Consider the following 17,521-nt stretch of genomic DNA (forward strand, 5'->3'; position numbering starts at 1 on the left):
CCTCCCGGCCGACCCCATCTGCGAGTTTCGCGCGCTTGCCCGCCCCGCCTACAATGAAATCAGGTGTCATGACCGAACAGACGCTCGCTGCGCCTATCGACGACCAACAGGAACGCCAGCGCGGCTTTACGCGCTATCAGGCGCTCCTGATCGCACTGCTCGCGTTCACGCAGTTCACGATCATTCTCGATTTCATCATCATGTCGCCGCTCGGCGCCATCCTGATGCCGGCGCTCGACATCACGGCCGGGCAGTTCGGCGTCGCGGTCTCGGCCTACGCGTTCAGCGCGGGACTGTCGGGAATCCTGGCCGCGGGCTTTGCCGATCGCTTTGACCGCAAGCGCCTGCTGCTGTTCTTCTATGTCGGCTTCACGCTCGGGACCCTGCTCTGCGCCGCCGCGCAGACCTACCACGTGCTGCTGCTCGGCAGGATCGTGACCGGATTGTTCGGCGGCGTGATCGGCTCGGTCGTGCTGGCCATCATCACCGATTTGTTCGCGCTGCACCTGCGCGGCCGCGTGATGGGCTTCGTCCAGACGGCGTTCGCCGCCAGCCAGGTGCTCGGCATTCCCGCCGGGCTGTTTCTCGCCAATCACTGGAACTGGCATGTCTGCTTCATTGCGATCGTCGGCCTGTCGATCGTCGCGATCGCAATCATCGCCTTCGCGATGGAGCCGGTCGACGCGCATCTGAAACTGAAGCAGGACAGAAACCCGTTCCGCCATCTGATCGCGACCGTCGGACAGCCGCGCTATACGCTGGCCTTCGCCGTCACGACGCTGCTGGCGACCGGCGGGTACATGCTGATGCCGTTCTCTAGCGCCTTCACCGTGCATAATCTCGGCATCGACATCCTGCATCTGCCGACGATCTATCTCGTCTCCGGCCTGTTCAGCATCGTCACGGGACCGCTGGTCGGCAGGGCCAGCGACGCGTTCGGCAAGTACCCGACCTTCGTCTTCGGCAGCGTGGTGTCTGTCATCATGGTGCTGATCTACACCCATCTCGGCCACGTCTCGCTCGCGACCGCGATCCTCGTCAACGTGCTGATGTTCGTCGGCATCTTCTCGCGCATGATTCCGTCGCAGGCGCTGATGTCGGCGATCCCCGACCCCAGCCAGCGCGGCTCGTTCAGCGCGGTCAGCGCGTCGCTTCAGCAGCTCTCCGGGGGGCTCGGTTCGGTCCTCGCCGCCGCCATCATCGCGCAACAACCGGATGGTTCGCTGCTCCATTTCGACCGGATCGGCTACGTCGTCGTCGCGTCGGCAATCGTCTCGCTGGTGGCGATGTACTTTGTGCAGAAGGCGGTGGCGGAGCGAACCGGGCGACGCGTGGTCTGAGGGCTCGACTTGAAAAAGCCCGCTATGCCCGCCCGCCGGCCAGCAGTTCAAGCTGGTCGTGCAGCTGCGCAGGAAGATACGGCTTCCGGATGAACCTCGCCCCGAGTGGGATGTCATCCGCTGCCGGGCTGACTTGGCCGGACGTAATGAGGAGCCGCACGGGCGGCCATCGGTCTCTGATCACCGCCGCCAGCCGAAGGCCATCCATCGAGCCGGGCATCTGAATGTCGGTGAAGACGACGGTGATCGCCGGTTCCGTCTCCAACAGATTGACAGCCTCGTCCGCGTCGGCCGCCTCGAAGATATCGAAGCCCATATCCCGCACCATGTCAGCCGCGTTCATGCGGATGAGAAGGTCATCTTCGACGATGAGGATCACGTCCCTATGCTGACCGAGATTGGACACTTATTCTCCGGCATAACCAAGCGTAAGGTTTGAACGGCTTCTTTGTTCCGCCGAACGTCTTGCGAAGATTCGCGTTGGTTGGAACAGGGCTTTAGGGTTCACCATGGCAATTGACATCAAGGCGGACGTCGATGCCGTCCAGCAGATCGGGGCGGTTCCCAAGGTCCTGGATTTGGCCGCACGTATTACGGGCATGGGCTTCGTCGCCATCGCGCGCGTGACTTCGGATCAATGGATCTGCTGCGCCGTTCGGGACAGCATCGCCTTTGGCCTCGCGCCGGGCGGAGAACTCCGTGTCGAGACGACCATCTGCAATGAGATCCGGCAGCACGGCAACACGGTGGTCATCAACGATGTGCAGACGGACGACATCTTCTGCAATCATCCGACACCGGCCATGTATGGATTTCGCAGCTACATCTCAGCTCCCATCGTCCTGATCGACGGAGCTGTGTGGGGAACGCTGTGCGCCATCGACCCCACGCCTCGACAACTTCGCACACCTGAAATCCTCGACACGTTTCAGCTGTTGGCCGAACTGATCGCGGCACAGCTCGAACTCAATCAACGTCTGGAGCGGAGCCAGGCCGATCTCATCGACGAGCGAAAAACGGCGGAGCTTCGCGAGCAGTTCATCGGCGTATTGGGACACGATCTTCGTAATCCCCTCGCGGCCGTCGATGCTGGCATGCGCCTGCTGCTCAAGAACCTCGACACCGGGCGGGCGCCGGAAATCGCGCTTGGCGTTCAAAAGGCCGTCTATCGCATGGCCGGGATCGTCGAAAACGTCATGGACTTCGCGCGAGGCCGGCTCGGCGGAGGCCTTACGATCAAGCGAGATGCGACGCTGCCGTTGACGCCGGTGCTGGAGCAAATCATCGCGGAGTTCAGGACGGCCTGGCCGACCGTGACGATCAGCTCATCGGTCCAGATCGAAGAACCCATCAGCTGCGATCGGAGCAAGATGGGACAACTGTTCTCAAACCTGCTCGGGAATGCAATTACGTACGGTGACCAGGATAGACCGATCCACGTCGTAGCCAGAACCTTTGACGGAACGTTCGGGCTGACGGTTTCCAACGAGGGCCCGCCAATCTCCGAAAAGGCGCTGGCGAACCTCTTCAAGCCATACACGCGAGGCGACCGGCCCAGTCAGCAGGGCCTGGGACTCGGTCTCTACATTGCTTCGCAAATCGCCCAGGCCCATGGCGGCAAATTGAGTGCGATATCGACCGCACGCGAAACGACCTTCTCGTTCGAGATGCCGATCTAGCCGGGCCGGGAGCAGGATCGTCTGGAGCCAGGTTATTGCGTTACGCTGGCCGGGAAAATGAGCGACTGATCGTCGATCTCCTGATCCGGGAGCTGATGGACGCCCGCCATGGCGTGCAGCTCGACCAAGGACGGCATGGCCGCGGCGGACAGCTCTATCGCGCGAGGTTGCGTCCTGAAGATCAGGGCAGAAGCGGCGATCAGAGCTGCAACGACGAAACAAGCGATCAGCGACCGACGCATATGGCGTCTCCCACGTCTATGTGGAGAACAGAAAGCTTAACAAACAATAATGACCGCTAAACGCGGGCACTCGACTCGGCAAACGCCGTCGTCGCGGACTCCTGCACGAAATGATCAAGGATGCCGGCGGCACCGAGTGCGACAAAAGCGGCGAACAGACAGGCAATGATGAAAATACGCATCCTGTTGATCCCTACATTGATAATCTAGCACGCTCCCAAACGGATTTGTGCAGCGCCCGTACAAAACACCGTGTTCAGCCCGGAAGCGCGAAGGCCTCCGCCTCGATATCGAGAAACGTCCGCCCGATCGCGCCAACGGCGGCATAGAGGTCAGCCGAACGCACCCGCTCGAGATCAACGAAAAAGCGCCTCATCCAGCGTGAGACATGCTGATCAAAGAAGAGGCGCTCGGCGCCCGCTGGCGCCAAAATGCTCCCGCCGGCAAGGCCTGCCATGATCTCACAGAGAAATCCCGCGTGATCTTCGGGCTCCGTACGCTCCGGAGCCTTTTCGATGCCGAGCCCCCCGAGAGTTTCCCGCAACCGCGCGAGTGGACGGCCATACAGGGTATCGGACAGGTAGTGTGAGGCATAAGGCAGCAGTGCCCCCTTGCCCAACCCTGCAAAGAGGGCGAAGAACTCGCGCGATGCGGCCTGCTCATTGGTCCGGCGCGCTGCATCCGCCAGCGCCATGTGCGCCACGCCCATCGGGCTGGCATCGCCGTGCAATGCAGAGAGCCGGTGCAGCAGCGGTGTGTCCGGGCTGCGCGTCAGCAACGTCGCCAACAGCGCATATTCCTGCGCCCGGGCGAGGTCGAATTCATCGACGATACGCACTGAAGCGGTTGTTGAAGTTGGATCCATCATTGTTCGATCGCGCAAGACATATCATCCTGCCGGTTGCTAGCGAGGTAATGCGCTGCCATGACGTCGTGCTCGCCGGGAGGGCGGCTCTCCGGCAGCAGGACTGACGGACTGCATGCTCTCATTCCAGCCCTGGTCCGGTCGTGCCGTGGCATCATCGGGCAGCGATTTAGCTGCCAATATCGTCGGTTCGAGAATGGGCTGTTCGGCATCGGGCCGCCCTTGCGGAATGAGCTCGGTTGACGGCGGCACGTCCGCAAGCGCGTCACCCACCTGCTCCAGCCCCTTCGACATCCGCGCGACGAGATCGGCGACGTTGTCCGCCGGGTCGAGCGGGCCAAATCCTGGGATTGCGTTGGGATCGTTGAAATCCCACTGGTTCTCCGCGATCCCGATGAAGTCGCGGATCGCAAGGTCGGCCGCCCAGGCACGGCGCAATGCCAGGCGCGTCAGTTCGGCCGGAACGCCCGTCTGCAGGAACGCCGCAATGTCGGTGTGAGCGGTGATCGATTCGATCGACGGCAAACTGGCGAGATCGAAAGGCCGGTCGTTCCTGTCATTCGCTACGGACGGCTCGGCAGCCTGCTCCTTGTCGGCCGGGGCAAGTTCAGCGTTTTGGCTTCTCGAAGCTTGCTTGAGCCGCGCCCAGCGAACGAAGACGTTAGTCTCTGACATCGATCTCTTTCATGCCGCTGCTAACGATTGCGCTGCCGTTTGACGAATGGTCGTTCGACATGATGCTCGGCGACGAACCGGCCGACGATCTCGGAGATGCCTGGTGGCATCGGCACGGCTTCGACCAGATTGCTGCCTGCATCGGTAAACGCCTCGCCCTCCGCCGGATCGGCCGTGACCGCGAGCAGCTCGTAGGGCGGCTCGGAACCGGTCGGGCGCAAATTGACCCACAGCGTGGGCGAGCCTGACGTGAGATTTTCGCGATAGTTGGTGGTTTCGGTCCGGTGCAGTTCGATCACGGCATCACCGGCATAGAACAACGTGACCTCGCCCTCGCCTCCAATCGGAGTCCACGGCTTCGCAGTCGGCTCTCCCGCAAACACGGAGACGGGCCGCCACAGAAAATCGGCCCACGCGCTCTTCGCCTTGCGCCGTTCGATTGCGACACCGACAGCAATGCGTGCAAGACTTGTCGAGACCAATGTACCCTCTCGCGATCGAGACGTGGTTCCTGCTTCCGAAGCCAATCCAGCGACGCTGCGCGCTCGCCCCCGGCGAGAGCGATAATCGTGCGCTCATGATACGGGCGTCGTCTTTTCCGATACGCGGAGTATATACTTCGGGGGTGAACGGGCCAGTAGGTGGCCGCTCTATTTTGGGAGCCGCGAGATATTGTGACCGTCATATCTGACACCGGCAGGCGCCTCCTGATCTGTTCATGCGAAGGGACGATGCCGCTCGATGCAGACGCAATTCGCCGCGGCTGCCGCGGTGAAGTGACGGCAGCGACGCAGCTCTGCGGCGCCGAACTCGGGCGATTCAAGGCTGTCGCCGCCGAAGATGGTCCGCTCACGGTGGCCTGCACGCAGCAGGCAGCACTGTTTTCGCAGGTTGCTTCCGAAAATAATCGTGCGAATTCGATACAGTTTGCCAACATCCGCGAGACCGCCGGATGGTCTGGCGATGCCGACCGCGCGGGGCCGAAAATGGCCGCGCTGCTGGCCGCCGCGGCCGAAGTCGCCGCACCCACGCCGACGGTCCAGCTGGAAAGCGGCGGAGTCATCCTGATCTACGGCCGCGACGAGGCCGCGATCGAGGCTGGTGACTTGCTGAAGGAACATCTCGACGTCACCGTGCTGATTGCGCCACCAGCCGCGATCGCACCGCCACGTAACGCCGACTATCCGATTGCCAAGGGCCGGATAACGAGTGTCAAGGGACACCTGGGCGCGTTCGATGTCGTGGTCGACGATTTCGCCGAAGCCGCACCGTCCTCGCGTCGAGCCCTGACGTTTGGCGCGTCGCGCAACAACGCCCGTTCGACCTGCGACATCGTCCTCGACTTGACCGGCGGGCCGGCGCTGGTTCCTGCCGACTTGCGCGACGGCTATCTGCGCGCGGATCCCGGCAGTCCCGCAGCAATCCTCCAGGCCGTGCTGAAAGCGCGCGACCTCGTCGGGACCTTCGAGAAGCCGCGTTACATCACCTTCGACACCGGGCTTTGCGCACATTCGCGCTCGAAGCGGACCGGCTGCACCCGCTGTCTCGATTCCTGTCCGGCCGGCGCGATCACACCTGCCGGCAACTATGTGGCGATCGACGCCGACATCTGCGCGGGCTGCGGCCAATGCGCGACGGCCTGTCCCACCGGCGCCGCGTCCTATGCGCTGCCGGCGGAAGACGCGCTGGTCAGAAAGCTGCGTGCCATGCTGCTCGCATACCGTCAGGCGGGCGGCGAGAGGGCCGTTGTCCTCGTCCATGACGAAAGCCACGGCGGGCCGCTGATCGACGCGCTATCGCGGTTCGGCGACGGCTTGCCTGCAAACGTGCTGCCGTTCGCGGTCAACGAGGTCACGCAAATCGGGTTGGAGAGCATCACCGCGGCTTTTGCCTATGGCGTGTCGGCGGTGCGTTTCCTGCTGCGGGCCAAGCCGCGCCACGACGTCTCCGGATTGACGCGGACGATCGCGCTCGCCGATCCGATCCTTGCCGGGCTCGGCTTCGGCCCGGCCCGGCTTTCCGTCATCGCGACCGACGATCCGGACGGTCTGATCGAAGCGCTCCGTACCGCGCCGGCCGATGCGCCCACTCCGCGCCCTGCGAGCTTCCGCGCCGTGGGCGGCAAGCGCGACGTGCTGCGCTTCGCGCTGGCCGAACTGCACCGCGCGGCGCCTGCACCCGTCGATGTCATTCCGTTGCCCGAGGGGGCGCCGTTTGGCGCAGTCGAGGTCGACGCGGCCGGTTGCACGCTTTGCCTGTCCTGCGTGTCGGTCTGTCCCACGAGTGCCCTGCGCGACGACCCCGAGCGCCCGGCGTTGCGTTTTGTCGAAGACTCCTGCGTTCAGTGCGGCCTGTGCCGGACGACGTGCCCGGAAAACGTCATCACCCTGGTTCCGCAGATCGACTTCCGTGCCAGTCGGGCGCCAACCCGGGTTCTCAAGGAAGAGGAGCCATTTTGCTGTATCCGCTGCGGCAAGCCATTCGGCGTCAAGAGCAGCATCGAGCGTGTGGTCGCGAAGCTCGAAGGCCAGCACTGGATGTATTCGGGCTCGGCGCAGCGGCTCGACGCCATCAAGATGTGCGCCGACTGCCGCGTCGGCTTCGTGGCCGAACAAGGTTTTGAATCTTACGGCGCACCAGGCCCGACCGTCCGCACCACGGACGATTACCTGCGTGACCGGGACGGGAAGCGCGACCCGGTCGGCCGCTCCAACTGAATTGCCCGGTTCAGGTTGGTCCGAGCGCGATCGCGCTATTCGGCCGGCGTGGCCGACGCTTGCCGGCCTTCCGCTTCGAGCTTTTCGGCGAGCCAGCGGTCGTGATGCTCTCTCGCCCAATTGATATCGACCTCGCCGGTACCCATGGCTTCGAACGCGCCTTCCATGCCGAGCGTGCCGATATAGATGTGTCCCAGGATCAGCGCGATGAAAAGGATCGCGATGACGGCGTGGGCGACCTGGGCGATCTGCATGTCGGCAATGTTGGTGCCGTAGAAGGGAAACAGCAGCACGAATCCCGATGCGGAGACCAGGAGGCCGGCTGCGACCGACAGCCAATAGACCAATTTCTCACCGAGATTGAAGCGGCCTGCAGGCGCATGCTTCGACTTGATGAAGCCGCCGCCCTGCTTGACCCAGTCAATATCGACTCGCTTGAACAGATTGTCCCGGAAGAACAGCACCGTGATCAGAACGAGGCCCGCCACGAAGGCGAAGCTCGTGAAATTGTGCACGTACTTCGCGACCTGGGAGATGTCCGAGAATAGATCCGGGCCGACGAGGGGCAGCAGCAGGACCTTGCCGAAGGTGATGTTCAGGCCGGTCAACCCGAGCAGCACGAAAGAAACCGCTGTCAGCCAATGCGCGAACCGCTCGAAAGCCTTGAAACGGACGATCGTCTGGCCGGAGCGCCCCGCTTCGATGCAAAGCCGCCCCATGATCAGATAGGCAAGCGCGAGCACCGCAAGCATGCCGACGATCACCACCGCCCCACCCCAGTGCAGCAGGACCTCGTGGAAATAATCCCAGGTCCGTCCCGCCGGCTGCATCAGCACGCTGGCTTTGACATCCGGAATGTCGATCCGGCCCTGGATGCGCGGCGCCTGCTCGAGAAGCGTCTTCTGATTGGCCACACTGGCGGTCGGATTGGGCGCCCCGTCGGGACCGAGCTTCTGGGCGAGCACCGGGGCTGTCGTGAGACCGAACAGCATCAACAACAGCGCTGCGAAGCGAATGCGTGCGAAAGCCGTCATGACGGATACCCAATCTTCGTCCCTGATCGTCGCGGTAAGCGCAGGTCCCTTATGACTTGACGTCCTCGTGATAGGCGGTTGTCCAGCCCCAGGCTCCGGAGCCGTAGCCGCGCTTCTCGACGCGCTCCTCGTAGATCTGGGCGATGATGTCGCCATCGCCTGCGAGCAGCGACTTGGTCGAGCACATCTCGGCGCACATCGGCAGCTTGCCTTCGCCGAAGCGGTTCGAGCCGTATTTCGCATATTCTTCGGCGCTGCCCGGTGCCTCCGGTCCGCCGCCGCCCGCGCAATAGGTGCACTTGTCCATCTTGCCGCGCGAGCCGAAATTCCCGACCTGGGGATATTGCGGCGCCCCGAATGGACAGGCATAGAAGCAATAGCCGCAGCCGATGCACAGATCCTTGTCGTGCAGGACGATGCCGTCATCGGTCGGATAGATGCACTTGACCGGACACACCGACGCGCAAGGCGCATCGGTACAGTGCATGCAGGCCATCGACACCGACCGCTCGCCCGGCTTGCCGTCATTGATCGTGACGACGCGCCGCCGATTGATGCCCCAAGGCACTTCGTTCTCGTTCTTGCAGGCGGTCACACAGGCATTGCAGTCGATGCAACGGTCCGCATCGCACAGGAATTTCATGCGTGCCATTGGTCTAACCTCTCATGCGGCCCTGATCTGACACAGCGTGGCTTTCGGCTCCTGCATGCCGGTGGCAGGATCATAGCCATAGGTCGTCAGCGTGTTGTTGCTCTCGCCGAGCACGATGGGATCGGCTCCCGCCGGATATTTCGCCCGGAGATCGGCGCCCTCGTACCAGCCGGCGAAATGGAACGGCATCCAGGCAACGCCCTTGCCGACGCGTTCAGTCACCAGCGCCTTCATCCGAGCCCGCGAACTGTTCTCTGCACCGGTCACCCAAACCCAGCCGCCATCGACGATGCCGCGCTCGGCTGCGTCCGCCGGGTTGATCTCGACGTACATGTGCTGCTTCAGTTCGGCGAGCCATCTGTTGGACCGCGTTTCCTCGCCACCGCCTTCGTATTCAACCAAACGGCCCGAGCTCAGGATCAGCGGGAACTGCTTCGAGATCGCGCGATCGACGGCGGCCTTCTGTACGGAGAAGCCGATATTGGGCACGCGGAATTGCTTCGCGTCCGGCAAGGTCGGATAGTCGGCGACAAGGTCGGGACGCGGCGTGTAGATCGGCTCGCGATGCACCGGAACCGGATCGGGAAGATTCCACGCGATCATGCGGGCCTTGGCGTTTCCGTAAGGCGAACACCCGTGTTCGATCGCGACGCGCTGGATGCCGCCGGACAGATCGGTCGACCATGACACCTTGTCGGGATCGGCCGGATTGATGCGCTCGATCACCTCGCGTTCTTGCGCCGTGAGGTCCTTGTCCCAGCCGAGCTTCTTCAGCACGCCAAGGGTGAACTCGGGATACCCGTCCTTGATCTCCGAACCGACGGAGTACGAGCCCTCGGCAAGAAGATTATCGTGATCTTCCCGCTCCACCTCCTGCCCGTTCTCCATCACCTTGCGCTTCACGACGCGCTCGACTCCGAACCGCGCCCGGAAGGTGCCACCGCCCTCCTTCACCGAAAGATTGGTGTTGTAGAGGATCGGCGTGCCCGGATGCCTGTACTCGGGCGTGCCCCAGCACGGCCATGGCAGGCCGTAATAATCTCCACCAACCTCCGGATCGTCTTTCGGCGCCCGCAACGTCACCAGATCGAACTTGTGCTGGTTTCTCATGTGGGCCTTGAGCCGCTCCGGCGACTGGCCGCAATAGCCCGTCGACCAGCCGCCGCGGTTGATCTCGCGCAGGATGTCCTCCGCCGAGACGGCGCCGTTCTCGACCTTGATGTTCTTGAACATCAGGTCGGCAAATCCGAACTTGCGGGCGAACAGGTACATGGTGTCGTAGTCGTTCTTCGATTCGAAGACCGGCTCGACGATCTTTTCGCCCCATTGCAGGGAGCGGTTCGAGTTGGTGCGCGAACCCTCCATCTCGAAACTCGTGCAGGCCGGCAGGAGGTAAGTGCCGTTCTTGCGCTCCGACAGCACCGACCATGCGGTCGGATAGGGATCGCAGACCACCAGCAGTTCGAGCTTCTCGATGCCCTTCACCGCTTCCGGCATCCGCGTGATGGTGTTGACGCCATGCCCCATGATGAACATGGCCTGCACCGGATTGGGCTGGCTGATCTGATTCTTTGGCAACAAGGTTGCGTCGAACCAGCGCGTGCTCGGAATGCCCGGCGTTTCCATCAGCTTCTTGTCGGGGAAGCGCGACTTCATCCAGTCGTAGTCGACCTCCCATACCCGGCACCAATGCCGCCAAGCCTCCTCGGCAAGACCGTAGTACAGCGGGAGCGATGTGACATCGAGACCGAGATCGGTTGCACCCTGCACGTTGGTGTGGCCGCGGAAAATGTTGGCGCCTGCGCCGGGCAGCCCCATGTTGCCGGTGGCGAGCAGCAACAGGCAGCTGGCGCGGACATTGGCAGTGCCGGTGGTGAACTGGGTCTGCCCCATCGCCCAGATCAGCGTGGACGGCTTCTGTTTGGCGAACAGTTCGGCAAGGTGCTTGACCTGCGCCTCCGGCAAGCCGGTCACGCGCTCGACCTCCTTGGGCGGCCACTTCGCAACCTGCTTCCGGACCTCATCCAGGCCGTAGACGCGCTGAGCGAGGAATTCCTTGTCCTCCCAGCCATTCTCGAAAATGTGCCACAGCATGCCGTAGATCGTGGCGATATGCGTGCCGGGGCGAACCCGGACATATTCGGTCGCGTGCGCAGCGGTCCGCGTCATTCGGGGATCGACCACGATCATGTTGGCGCGGTTGAGCTCCTTGCCTTCAAGAATGTGCTGCAGGGAAACCGGATGGGCCTCGGCCGGATTGCCACCCATCAACAGGATGGTCTTGGCGTTGCGGATGTCGTTGTAGCTGTTGGTCATCGCGCCGTAGCCCCAGGTATTGGCTACACCGGTGACCGTCGTGGAGTGGCAGATCCGCGCCTGGTGATCGGAATTATTGGTGCCCCAGAACGCCGCAAGCTTGCGATTGAGATAAGCGGCCTCGTTGGTGAACTTGGCGGAGCCAAGCCAATAGACCGAGTCGGGCCCCGCCTTCTGGCGGATATCCAGCAGCTTGTCGCCGATCTCGTCGATCGCCGTCTCCCAGGAGATGCGCGTCCACTGTCCGTTGACGAGTTTGACGGGGTAACGCAGGCGTCGTTCGTTCAACACGTCGTCGCGAACTGCCGCACCCTTGCAGCAATGCGAGCCGCGATTGATCGGACTGTCGTAGTCGGGCTCCTGCCCGATCCATACGCCGTTGGCGACCTTGGCGATCACCGAGCAACCGACCGAGCAGTGCGTGCAGACGTTCTTGCGGGTCGTGACCGTTGCGCCGACAGGCGGCGGCGGACCGGCTTCGGCCTTGCGCACGCTGTGCAGCGCGAGTTCACCCACCGCGGCCAATGCGCCGGCCGTCACTCCAGAGCGCTTCAGAAACGTTCGCCGGTCCAGCTTCGCCGATGCTCCGTCGGCCGCCGCATCGAAAAGCCTGGCACGCTCCGGACGACGTTCGGACTTCCTGGTCAGCACGGAAGTCTCCTATCGAGCGGGATAGCTGTTGACGCGATAGAAATTCCTGACTTCCTGGGAATCAGGTCGATAGCGAGCCTTCCGCTTCTGATCGAGATCAACGGGCTTTGCGGAAGCCGCCGCCGGCAACAACTGGCCGGCACTCAACGCACCGGCACCGACAATCGTCAGCCGAAGCAAGTCGCGTCGAAGAAGCTTTGGCGCTTGATCATTCTTCAACGAAGCACACTCCCTGTCAGGGTTAGGCCTTCCCGAAGGCTATCCGAGTTTTGCGCCGGACATCAATCACAGACCTGAGTTGCATAATCTGCAGGAGCGGCCGTGCACGCAGCTTCGCGCTCGTGTTACCGCAACAAGCGGTCAATCGCCGTCAACATCATTGTTATCAGCCGTTCGGCTCCGCAGATTGTCGTGCGAATTGGAAACGGCGAAACATCGAGCAGATGATTGCCGGATGGGTGACGTCACACGCGTCGCGAGTGACGAACTCGCGATCGATACGAATGATGCGCGCTGACATTGCATGAGCGATCGCTGAAGTCCGCGCTGAGTCGAGAGACAATCTTGGGTGAGGGGTCGTCACAGGCGAAGGGACGCCCCCCGCTCGCGATTGGCGCTCAAAGTGACTCGCCTCACACCGGGCGTGATTTGAGAATCATCGGCATCGGGGCACGAGCCACGGCGCTCCCGGTACAATTGCGCGTGCCGCGTCGGGGCGCATCTCGACGCGCCCGACAAGGATGGATCCGAAGTACGCGTCAGGTCCGTGATGGCAGGCGCCGACAATCCGGCCGGAATGCGCTGCAGGAATGACCAAGAGAGAGACCCCTCCGGCGCATCGGCGGGGCCACAGCCCTTCGTTGCACAGGCAAGGGGCACGCAACACAAGGATGCGATTTATCTATCTGGAAATGCTGGATATCCAGAAAAAGCTGGTGCCCAGGAAAGGACTCGAACCTTCACGGCCGTTAAGCCACTGGCACCTGAAGCCAGCGCGTCTACCAATTCCACCACCTGGGCATGCCGTTTGGGGCACGGAGGCGGTTACTACGGTTCGGTGACGCGGTTGTCAAATGCTGCTTGGCACCTACGCGGGGATGCGGATTGCGCATCGCAAACCGGCCCGATACAAGCCTGATAACACGCACTCTTTCCGCAGGAATGGACCCCAGGAATGGATCCCATGGCATCGAATCTGGAAACTCTCGTCACGGTTTTCGGCGGATCGGGGTTTTTGGGCCGGAATGTCGTCCGCGCGCTGTGCCGGCGGGACTACCGGGTCCGGGTCGCGGTGCGCCGGCCGGAACTGGCCGGGTACCTCCAGCCCTCCGGCAAGGTCGGGCAGGTCCACACCGTGCAGGCGAATCTGCGCTATCCGGCCTCGGTCGAGGCGGCGCTGCGTGATTCGCATATCGTGATCAATCTGGTCGGCATCCTCACCGAGGGCGGCGCGCAGAGCTTTGACGCCGTCCAGGCCAGGGGCGCCGAGACCGTCGCCAAGGCGGCGGCCGCCGCCGGCGCGCGCCTGGTGCATGTCTCCGCGATCGGCGCCGATGCGGAATCGCCCTCGCGCTATGCCAAGGCCAAGGCGGCCGGCGAAGCGGCGGTGCTGGCCGCGGTGCCCTCGGCCACCATCTTCCGCCCCTCCGTGATGTTCGGCCCCGAGGACCAGTTCACCAACCGCTTTGCCGCGCTGGCGCGGATGTCGCCGGTGCTGCCGCTGATCGGCGGCGAGACCAGGATGCAGCCGGTCTATGTCGGCGACGTCGCCACCGCGATCGCCGATGCCGTCGACGGCAAGGCCAAGGCGGGCGCGACCTACGAGCTCGGCGGGCCGGAAGTGCTGACCATGCGCGAGATCATCGAGGCCATTTTGGCCATCACCGACCGCAAGCGGGCGGTGGTCCCGCTGTCGTTCGGCCTTGCTCGCTTCCAGGCCAACTTCCTGCAATTCGCGCCGGGTGCGCTGAAGCTTACGCCGGACCAGGTCACGCTGCTCGAGCACGACAATGTCGTGTCGGACGCGGCCAAGGCGGCGGGGCTGACGCTGGAAGGCCTCGGCATTGCCGCGGATTCGCTGGAGGCGATCGCCCCGCAATATCTCTGGCGTTTCCGCCCGCAGGGCCAGTTCCAGCGAATGAGCGTTTGAGGTTTCCGCAGCGTCATGGCCGGGCTTGACCCGGCCATCCACGTCTTCTCACCGCGGCCACCAAGAACGTGGATGCCCGGCACAAGGCCGGGCATGACGAGACTGTGGTGCGGGTCGCAACCGCCTCAAAACTTCAGCTTCTTGAACATCGCTTCCGGCAGCGTCTTGATGATGAGCATCACGAGACGCCATTTGCCGCTGACATAGACGACGTCGGTCTTCTTCTCGACGGCAGCAAGGATCGCATCGCCGACGACCGGCGCCTCGACGGTGAGCGGGCCGATCAGCTTCATGCCTTCCGTCATTTTCGTGCGGACGAAGCCGGGTTTTACGGTGACGACATGGACGCCGCTGCGGCTAGCGCGGGCGCGCAGGCCCGACAGGAAGGCGGAGAAGCCTGCCTTCGCCGAACCGTAGACATAATTGGAGGCACGGCCGCGATCGCCGGCGACGGACGAGACGCCGACGAGCGTCCCGCTGCCGCGTGCCAAAAATTTCTCCGCGAACAGGCCGAGAATCAGCGACGGGCCCTCGTAGTTCGAGCGCATGATCGTGGTGGCGTGCGCGAGATCGCTCTCGGCATTTTGCTGCACGCCCAACAGGCCGACGATCGAGATGACGACATCAGGCAACGCAGCAAGGCCGCTCACAAAGCCCTCGAACGAAGCGGTATCGAGCACATCGAATGTGTGAAGGCCAACCTCGACATTGTAGCGCGCGCGCAGATCGGCGGCGTCAGGCTCCAGTGCGGCGACGTCACGACCCGCGAGGGCGACATCGTATCCGGCCTTGGCAAAGGCGCGCGCGGCCGCGCGGCCGATATCGGAGGAGCCACCGAGCACAATTGCGGACTTGCGTGACGTCACGGCTTAAACCTCATCGAACAGGCGTTGTGAAAGTTTCGAGCGGATAGTCCCGGTGGGATCGAGCGATTTGCGGATCGCGTTGAAGCGCCGCAAGGCCGGATAGCCGGCCTCGAACGTGGCGCGCGACTGGCGTGCATCCTTGGCCAGATAAAGCCGGCCGCCGGCGGCGACGACCAGGTGGTCGATCTCGTCGAGGAAATTCAGGATGTCGCCCTTCACCGGGAAATCCAGCGCCAGCGTGTAGCCGGGCAGCGGGAACGACAGGATGCCGTCGCCCTGGCCGAGTTTCTTGAGCACCGCGAGGAAGGAGGCATCGCCGCGCCGGGCGACGCGATCGAGGATCTCGCCGAGCACGGCGCGGGCGCCCAGCTCCGGGATCACGCATTGATGCTGGAGAAAGCCGCGCCGGCCGTAGATGCGGTTCCAGTCACTGAGGCTGTCGAGCGGGAAGAAATACGGATAGAGCGAGACCACATGACTGCCCCCGGCGCGCCTTGCACCCATGCGGTAGTAGAGCTCGTTGAAGGCGCGGATGCTGTAGCGGTTCAGCGTCATCGACGGCAGGTCGACGGGCACCGCGAGGCCGGGATTTTTGCCGGCGGGAAACGCACCGGCGCCGTCGGCAAGTTCGTCTGTCCTCGCGTGCTCGCCGAGATAGATCAGCGAGCGGCCGAGATCGCCGCCGCGTGCGGCACAATCGATCCAGGCCACCGAATAGGTCGCGGAATCGCCCGCATCGAGCGCGCGCATCGCGGCATCGAGATCGGATGCGGAGATCACCCGCTCGCGGATCCACCCCGTTTCGACCGGTCGTAGCCGCATCGTCGCCTCCAGGATCACCCCGGTGAGGCCCATGCCGCCGACCGTCGCGAAGAAGGCATCGGAATTCTGCTCGCGCGAGGCCTCGATGGTCTCGCCCTGCCCGGTGCGCAGCAAAATGCTGTCGACATAGCGGCCGAAACCGCCCTCGCAATGATGGTTCTTGCCATGGACGTCGGCAGCGATGGCGCCGCCGACCGAGACGAAGCGCGTACCCGGCACGACGAAGGGCAGGAAACCGCGCGGACCAAAGGTGTCGATCAGGTCCGACAGCAGCACGCCGGCTTCGAGGCGGATGCGTCCGGTCACGGGATCGAACGACCTGACCCGATCGAACCCCGTCATCGCGATGCTTCTGATGGCGCCGATCGCGGCATCGCCATAGGCGCGGCCGTTGCCCCGAGCCACGGAGCCCGTCACCACGGCTTCGCCCACGGCCTCGAACGACCGCGGCCGCAGCAGCTCGCTATCGACGACCGGGAAACGCCCCCAGCCGCTGACGAGGGTCATGGCTCTGCTCCTGTGCCGGGCGTGCGCCGCCCTGCTCTGGAAACTGCCTACCGATCAAAAGCTTATATTGCGTTGAGGCGCGTCAGTGAGTTTTCGAGAGGTTAACGGCCGAGCGCCAGCGCGATCAGTCCGAGCGTGCCGACGATCACGCGCCACCAGGCAAACAACACGAAGCCGTGGCGGGTGACGTAGCTCAAGAACGTCTTCACCACGATGATCGCGGTGATGAACGACACCACGAAGCCGATCGCGACGACGCCCATGTGGTCCATCGTCATCTCGGAGCGGTTCTTGTAGAAATCGTAGGCAAACGCGCCGATCATGGTGGGGATGGCGAGGAAGAACGAGAACTCCGCCGCCGCGCGCTTGTCGGCGCCCAGAAACATCGCGGCGACGATGCTGGCGCCGGAGCGCGACACGCCCGGGATCATCGCCACGCACTGCGCAATGCCGATATAGAGATACATCAGCAGCGGAAAGCGGGTGGCGTCATGCTCGCGCGCCTTGAGATTCAGCCGATCGACCCACAGCAGGATGGCGCCGCCGACGATCAGCGAGAAGCACACGACCCACGGATTGAACAGCAGGCTCTTGATATATTTGCCGGCGACGAGACCGACGATGACCGCAGGCAGGAACGCCACCAGCACGCCGATCACGAAGCGGCGCGCATAGGCGTCGCCGGTGAACATGCCGATCGCGACGTCCCACAATTTCCTGAAGTACAGCACGACGATCGCAAGGATGGCACCGAGCTGGATCAGAACGGTAAACGAATCCCAGAACGCGCCTTCGCCGAGATGGAAGAAGCGCTCCGCGAGCAGAAGGTGGCCGGTCGAGGACACGGGAAGGAACTCGGTCACACCCTCGATGATGCCGAGGATCACTGCCCGTATTGCGTCTGACATATTTACGGTCCATTTCCGCTGGAAAAGCGGGGCTCTTCTCGCCTATTCGCCTCTTTGCCGCAATCGCAAAATGCGGCATCGCACCCTTGCTTCGCGGT

16 protein-coding genes and 1 tRNA gene are annotated in these 17,521 nt (G+C 63.3%); 4 read left to right on the forward strand and 13 right to left on the reverse strand.

Translation table 11 applies throughout. The features are described from left to right. Positions 1-68: 68 nt before the first annotated feature. Positions 69-1,340, forward strand: coding sequence for an MFS transporter (locus QJT78_RS24730; protein ID WP_028148844.1), 1,272 nt, complete (start codon positions 69-71; stop codon positions 1,338-1,340). Positions 1,341-1,362: 22 nt separating this feature from the next. On the opposite strand, the gene QJT78_RS24735 is transcribed toward QJT78_RS24730, so the two are convergent. Continuing rightward, complete coding sequence (locus QJT78_RS24735) at positions 1,363-1,719, reverse strand: response regulator (protein ID WP_264653572.1); 357 nt, start codon at positions 1,717-1,719, stop codon at positions 1,363-1,365. A gap of 130 nt (positions 1,720-1,849) precedes the next feature. Between QJT78_RS24735 and QJT78_RS24740 the strand changes: the two genes are divergently transcribed. Then, positions 1,850-3,019, forward strand: a complete 1,170-nt coding sequence (locus QJT78_RS24740; RefSeq protein ID WP_038943522.1) for a GAF domain-containing sensor histidine kinase — start codon at positions 1,850-1,852, stop codon at positions 3,017-3,019. Between the two features lie 32 nt (positions 3,020-3,051). On the opposite strand, the gene QJT78_RS24745 is transcribed toward QJT78_RS24740, so the two are convergent. From QJT78_RS24745 to QJT78_RS24765, 5 genes are all read right to left on the reverse strand, one after another. Beyond that, the gene (locus tag QJT78_RS24745; protein WP_028148841.1) at positions 3,052-3,261 is read right to left on the reverse strand and encodes a hypothetical protein; all 210 of its coding nucleotides are present in this window, start codon (positions 3,259-3,261) and stop codon (positions 3,052-3,054) included. 56 nt (positions 3,262-3,317) lie between these two features. Next, complete coding sequence (locus QJT78_RS24750; RefSeq protein WP_264653573.1) at positions 3,318-3,443, reverse strand: hypothetical protein; 126 nt, start codon at positions 3,441-3,443, stop codon at positions 3,318-3,320. A gap of 74 nt (positions 3,444-3,517) precedes the next feature. Next, a complete protein-coding gene (locus QJT78_RS24755; protein WP_281460342.1) occupies positions 3,518-4,144 on the reverse strand; it encodes a molecular chaperone TorD family protein in 627 nt (208 codons plus the stop codon). 21 nt (positions 4,145-4,165) lie between these two features. Further along, positions 4,166-4,801, reverse strand: a complete 636-nt coding sequence (locus tag QJT78_RS24760) for a DUF3306 domain-containing protein (protein WP_038943520.1) — start codon at positions 4,799-4,801, stop codon at positions 4,166-4,168. Between the two features lie 20 nt (positions 4,802-4,821). Beyond that, entirely contained in the window at positions 4,822-5,283 is a 462-nt protein-coding gene (locus QJT78_RS24765) for a DUF3305 domain-containing protein (RefSeq protein ID WP_028148838.1), read from the reverse strand. Positions 5,284-5,532: 249 nt separating this feature from the next. Here QJT78_RS24765 and QJT78_RS24770 point away from each other — a divergent pair, with 249 nt between their 5' ends. Next, positions 5,533-7,518 (forward strand): 4Fe-4S binding protein, encoded by a 1,986-nt coding sequence (locus QJT78_RS24770; protein WP_028148837.1) that lies wholly within the window; start codon positions 5,533-5,535, stop codon positions 7,516-7,518. Between the two features lie 35 nt (positions 7,519-7,553). On the opposite strand, the gene QJT78_RS24775 is transcribed toward QJT78_RS24770, so the two are convergent. From QJT78_RS24775 to QJT78_RS24790, 4 genes are all read right to left on the reverse strand, one after another. Next, entirely contained in the window at positions 7,554-8,552 is a 999-nt protein-coding gene (locus QJT78_RS24775) for a formate dehydrogenase subunit gamma (RefSeq protein ID WP_028148836.1), read from the reverse strand. A gap of 49 nt (positions 8,553-8,601) precedes the next feature. Beyond that, on the reverse strand, positions 8,602-9,204 hold the full coding sequence (fdh3B, locus tag QJT78_RS24780) for a formate dehydrogenase FDH3 subunit beta (RefSeq protein WP_038943519.1): 603 nt from the start codon (positions 9,202-9,204) through the stop codon (positions 8,602-8,604). 12 nt (positions 9,205-9,216) lie between these two features. Beyond that, complete coding sequence (locus QJT78_RS24785) at positions 9,217-12,171, reverse strand: formate dehydrogenase subunit alpha (protein ID WP_038943517.1); 2,955 nt, start codon at positions 12,169-12,171, stop codon at positions 9,217-9,219. A 933-nt stretch (positions 12,172-13,104) separates the two neighbouring features. Further along, a tRNA-Leu gene (locus QJT78_RS24790) sits at positions 13,105-13,191 on the reverse strand. A gap of 163 nt (positions 13,192-13,354) precedes the next feature. Between QJT78_RS24790 and QJT78_RS24795 the strand changes: the two genes are divergently transcribed. Beyond that, the gene (locus QJT78_RS24795; protein ID WP_028148833.1) at positions 13,355-14,320 is read left to right on the forward strand and encodes a complex I NDUFA9 subunit family protein; all 966 of its coding nucleotides are present in this window, start codon (positions 13,355-13,357) and stop codon (positions 14,318-14,320) included. A 125-nt stretch (positions 14,321-14,445) separates the two neighbouring features. On the opposite strand, the gene QJT78_RS24800 is transcribed toward QJT78_RS24795, so the two are convergent. From QJT78_RS24800 to QJT78_RS24810, 3 genes are all read right to left on the reverse strand, one after another. Then, positions 14,446-15,186 carry an SDR family oxidoreductase gene (locus QJT78_RS24800; protein ID WP_028148832.1) on the reverse strand — a complete coding sequence of 247 codons (741 nt, stop codon included), beginning with the start codon at positions 15,184-15,186 and terminating at the stop codon, positions 14,446-14,448. 3 nt (positions 15,187-15,189) lie between these two features. Next, a complete protein-coding gene (locus QJT78_RS24805; RefSeq protein ID WP_028148831.1) occupies positions 15,190-16,515 on the reverse strand; it encodes an FAD-binding oxidoreductase in 1,326 nt (441 codons plus the stop codon). A gap of 101 nt (positions 16,516-16,616) precedes the next feature. After that, positions 16,617-17,423: an undecaprenyl-diphosphate phosphatase gene (locus tag QJT78_RS24810; protein ID WP_028148830.1), complete on the reverse strand. Its 807-nt coding sequence runs from the start codon at positions 17,421-17,423 to the stop codon at positions 16,617-16,619. Positions 17,424-17,521 lie beyond the last annotated feature (98 nt).

Origin of the sequence: Bradyrhizobium sp. Mp27 (assembly GCF_029953005.1) — a bacterium.
GTDB classification, from domain to species: Bacteria; Pseudomonadota; Alphaproteobacteria; order Rhizobiales; family Xanthobacteraceae; genus Bradyrhizobium; species Bradyrhizobium barranii.

Excerpts from the sequence above, each read along its gene's own strand:
- QJT78_RS24730 (WP_028148844.1), top strand. The coding sequence starts at position 69 with ATGACCGAACAGACGCTCGCTGCGCCTATCGACGACCAACAGGAACGC.
- QJT78_RS24740 (WP_038943522.1), top strand. The coding sequence starts at position 1,850 with ATGGCAATTGACATCAAGGCGGACGTCGATGCCGTCCAGCAGATCGGG.
- QJT78_RS24745 (WP_028148841.1), bottom strand. The coding sequence starts at position 3,261 with ATGCGTCGGTCGCTGATCGCTTGTTTCGTCGTTGCAGCTCTGATCGCC.
- QJT78_RS24750 (WP_264653573.1), bottom strand. The coding sequence starts at position 3,443 with ATGCGTATTTTCATCATTGCCTGTCTGTTCGCCGCTTTTGTCGCACTC.
- QJT78_RS24760 (WP_038943520.1), bottom strand. The coding sequence starts at position 4,801 with ATGTCAGAGACTAACGTCTTCGTTCGCTGGGCGCGGCTCAAGCAAGCT.
- QJT78_RS24770 (WP_028148837.1), top strand. The coding sequence starts at position 5,533 with ATGCCGCTCGATGCAGACGCAATTCGCCGCGGCTGCCGCGGTGAAGTG.
- QJT78_RS24775 (WP_028148836.1), bottom strand. The coding sequence starts at position 8,552 with ATGACGGCTTTCGCACGCATTCGCTTCGCAGCGCTGTTGTTGATGCTG.
- fdh3B (WP_038943519.1), bottom strand. The coding sequence starts at position 9,204 with ATGGCACGCATGAAATTCCTGTGCGATGCGGACCGTTGCATCGACTGC.
- QJT78_RS24795 (WP_028148833.1), top strand. The coding sequence starts at position 13,355 with ATGGCATCGAATCTGGAAACTCTCGTCACGGTTTTCGGCGGATCGGGG.
- QJT78_RS24805 (WP_028148831.1), bottom strand. The coding sequence starts at position 16,515 with ATGACCCTCGTCAGCGGCTGGGGGCGTTTCCCGGTCGTCGATAGCGAG.
- QJT78_RS24810 (WP_028148830.1), bottom strand. The coding sequence starts at position 17,423 with ATGTCAGACGCAATACGGGCAGTGATCCTCGGCATCATCGAGGGTGTG.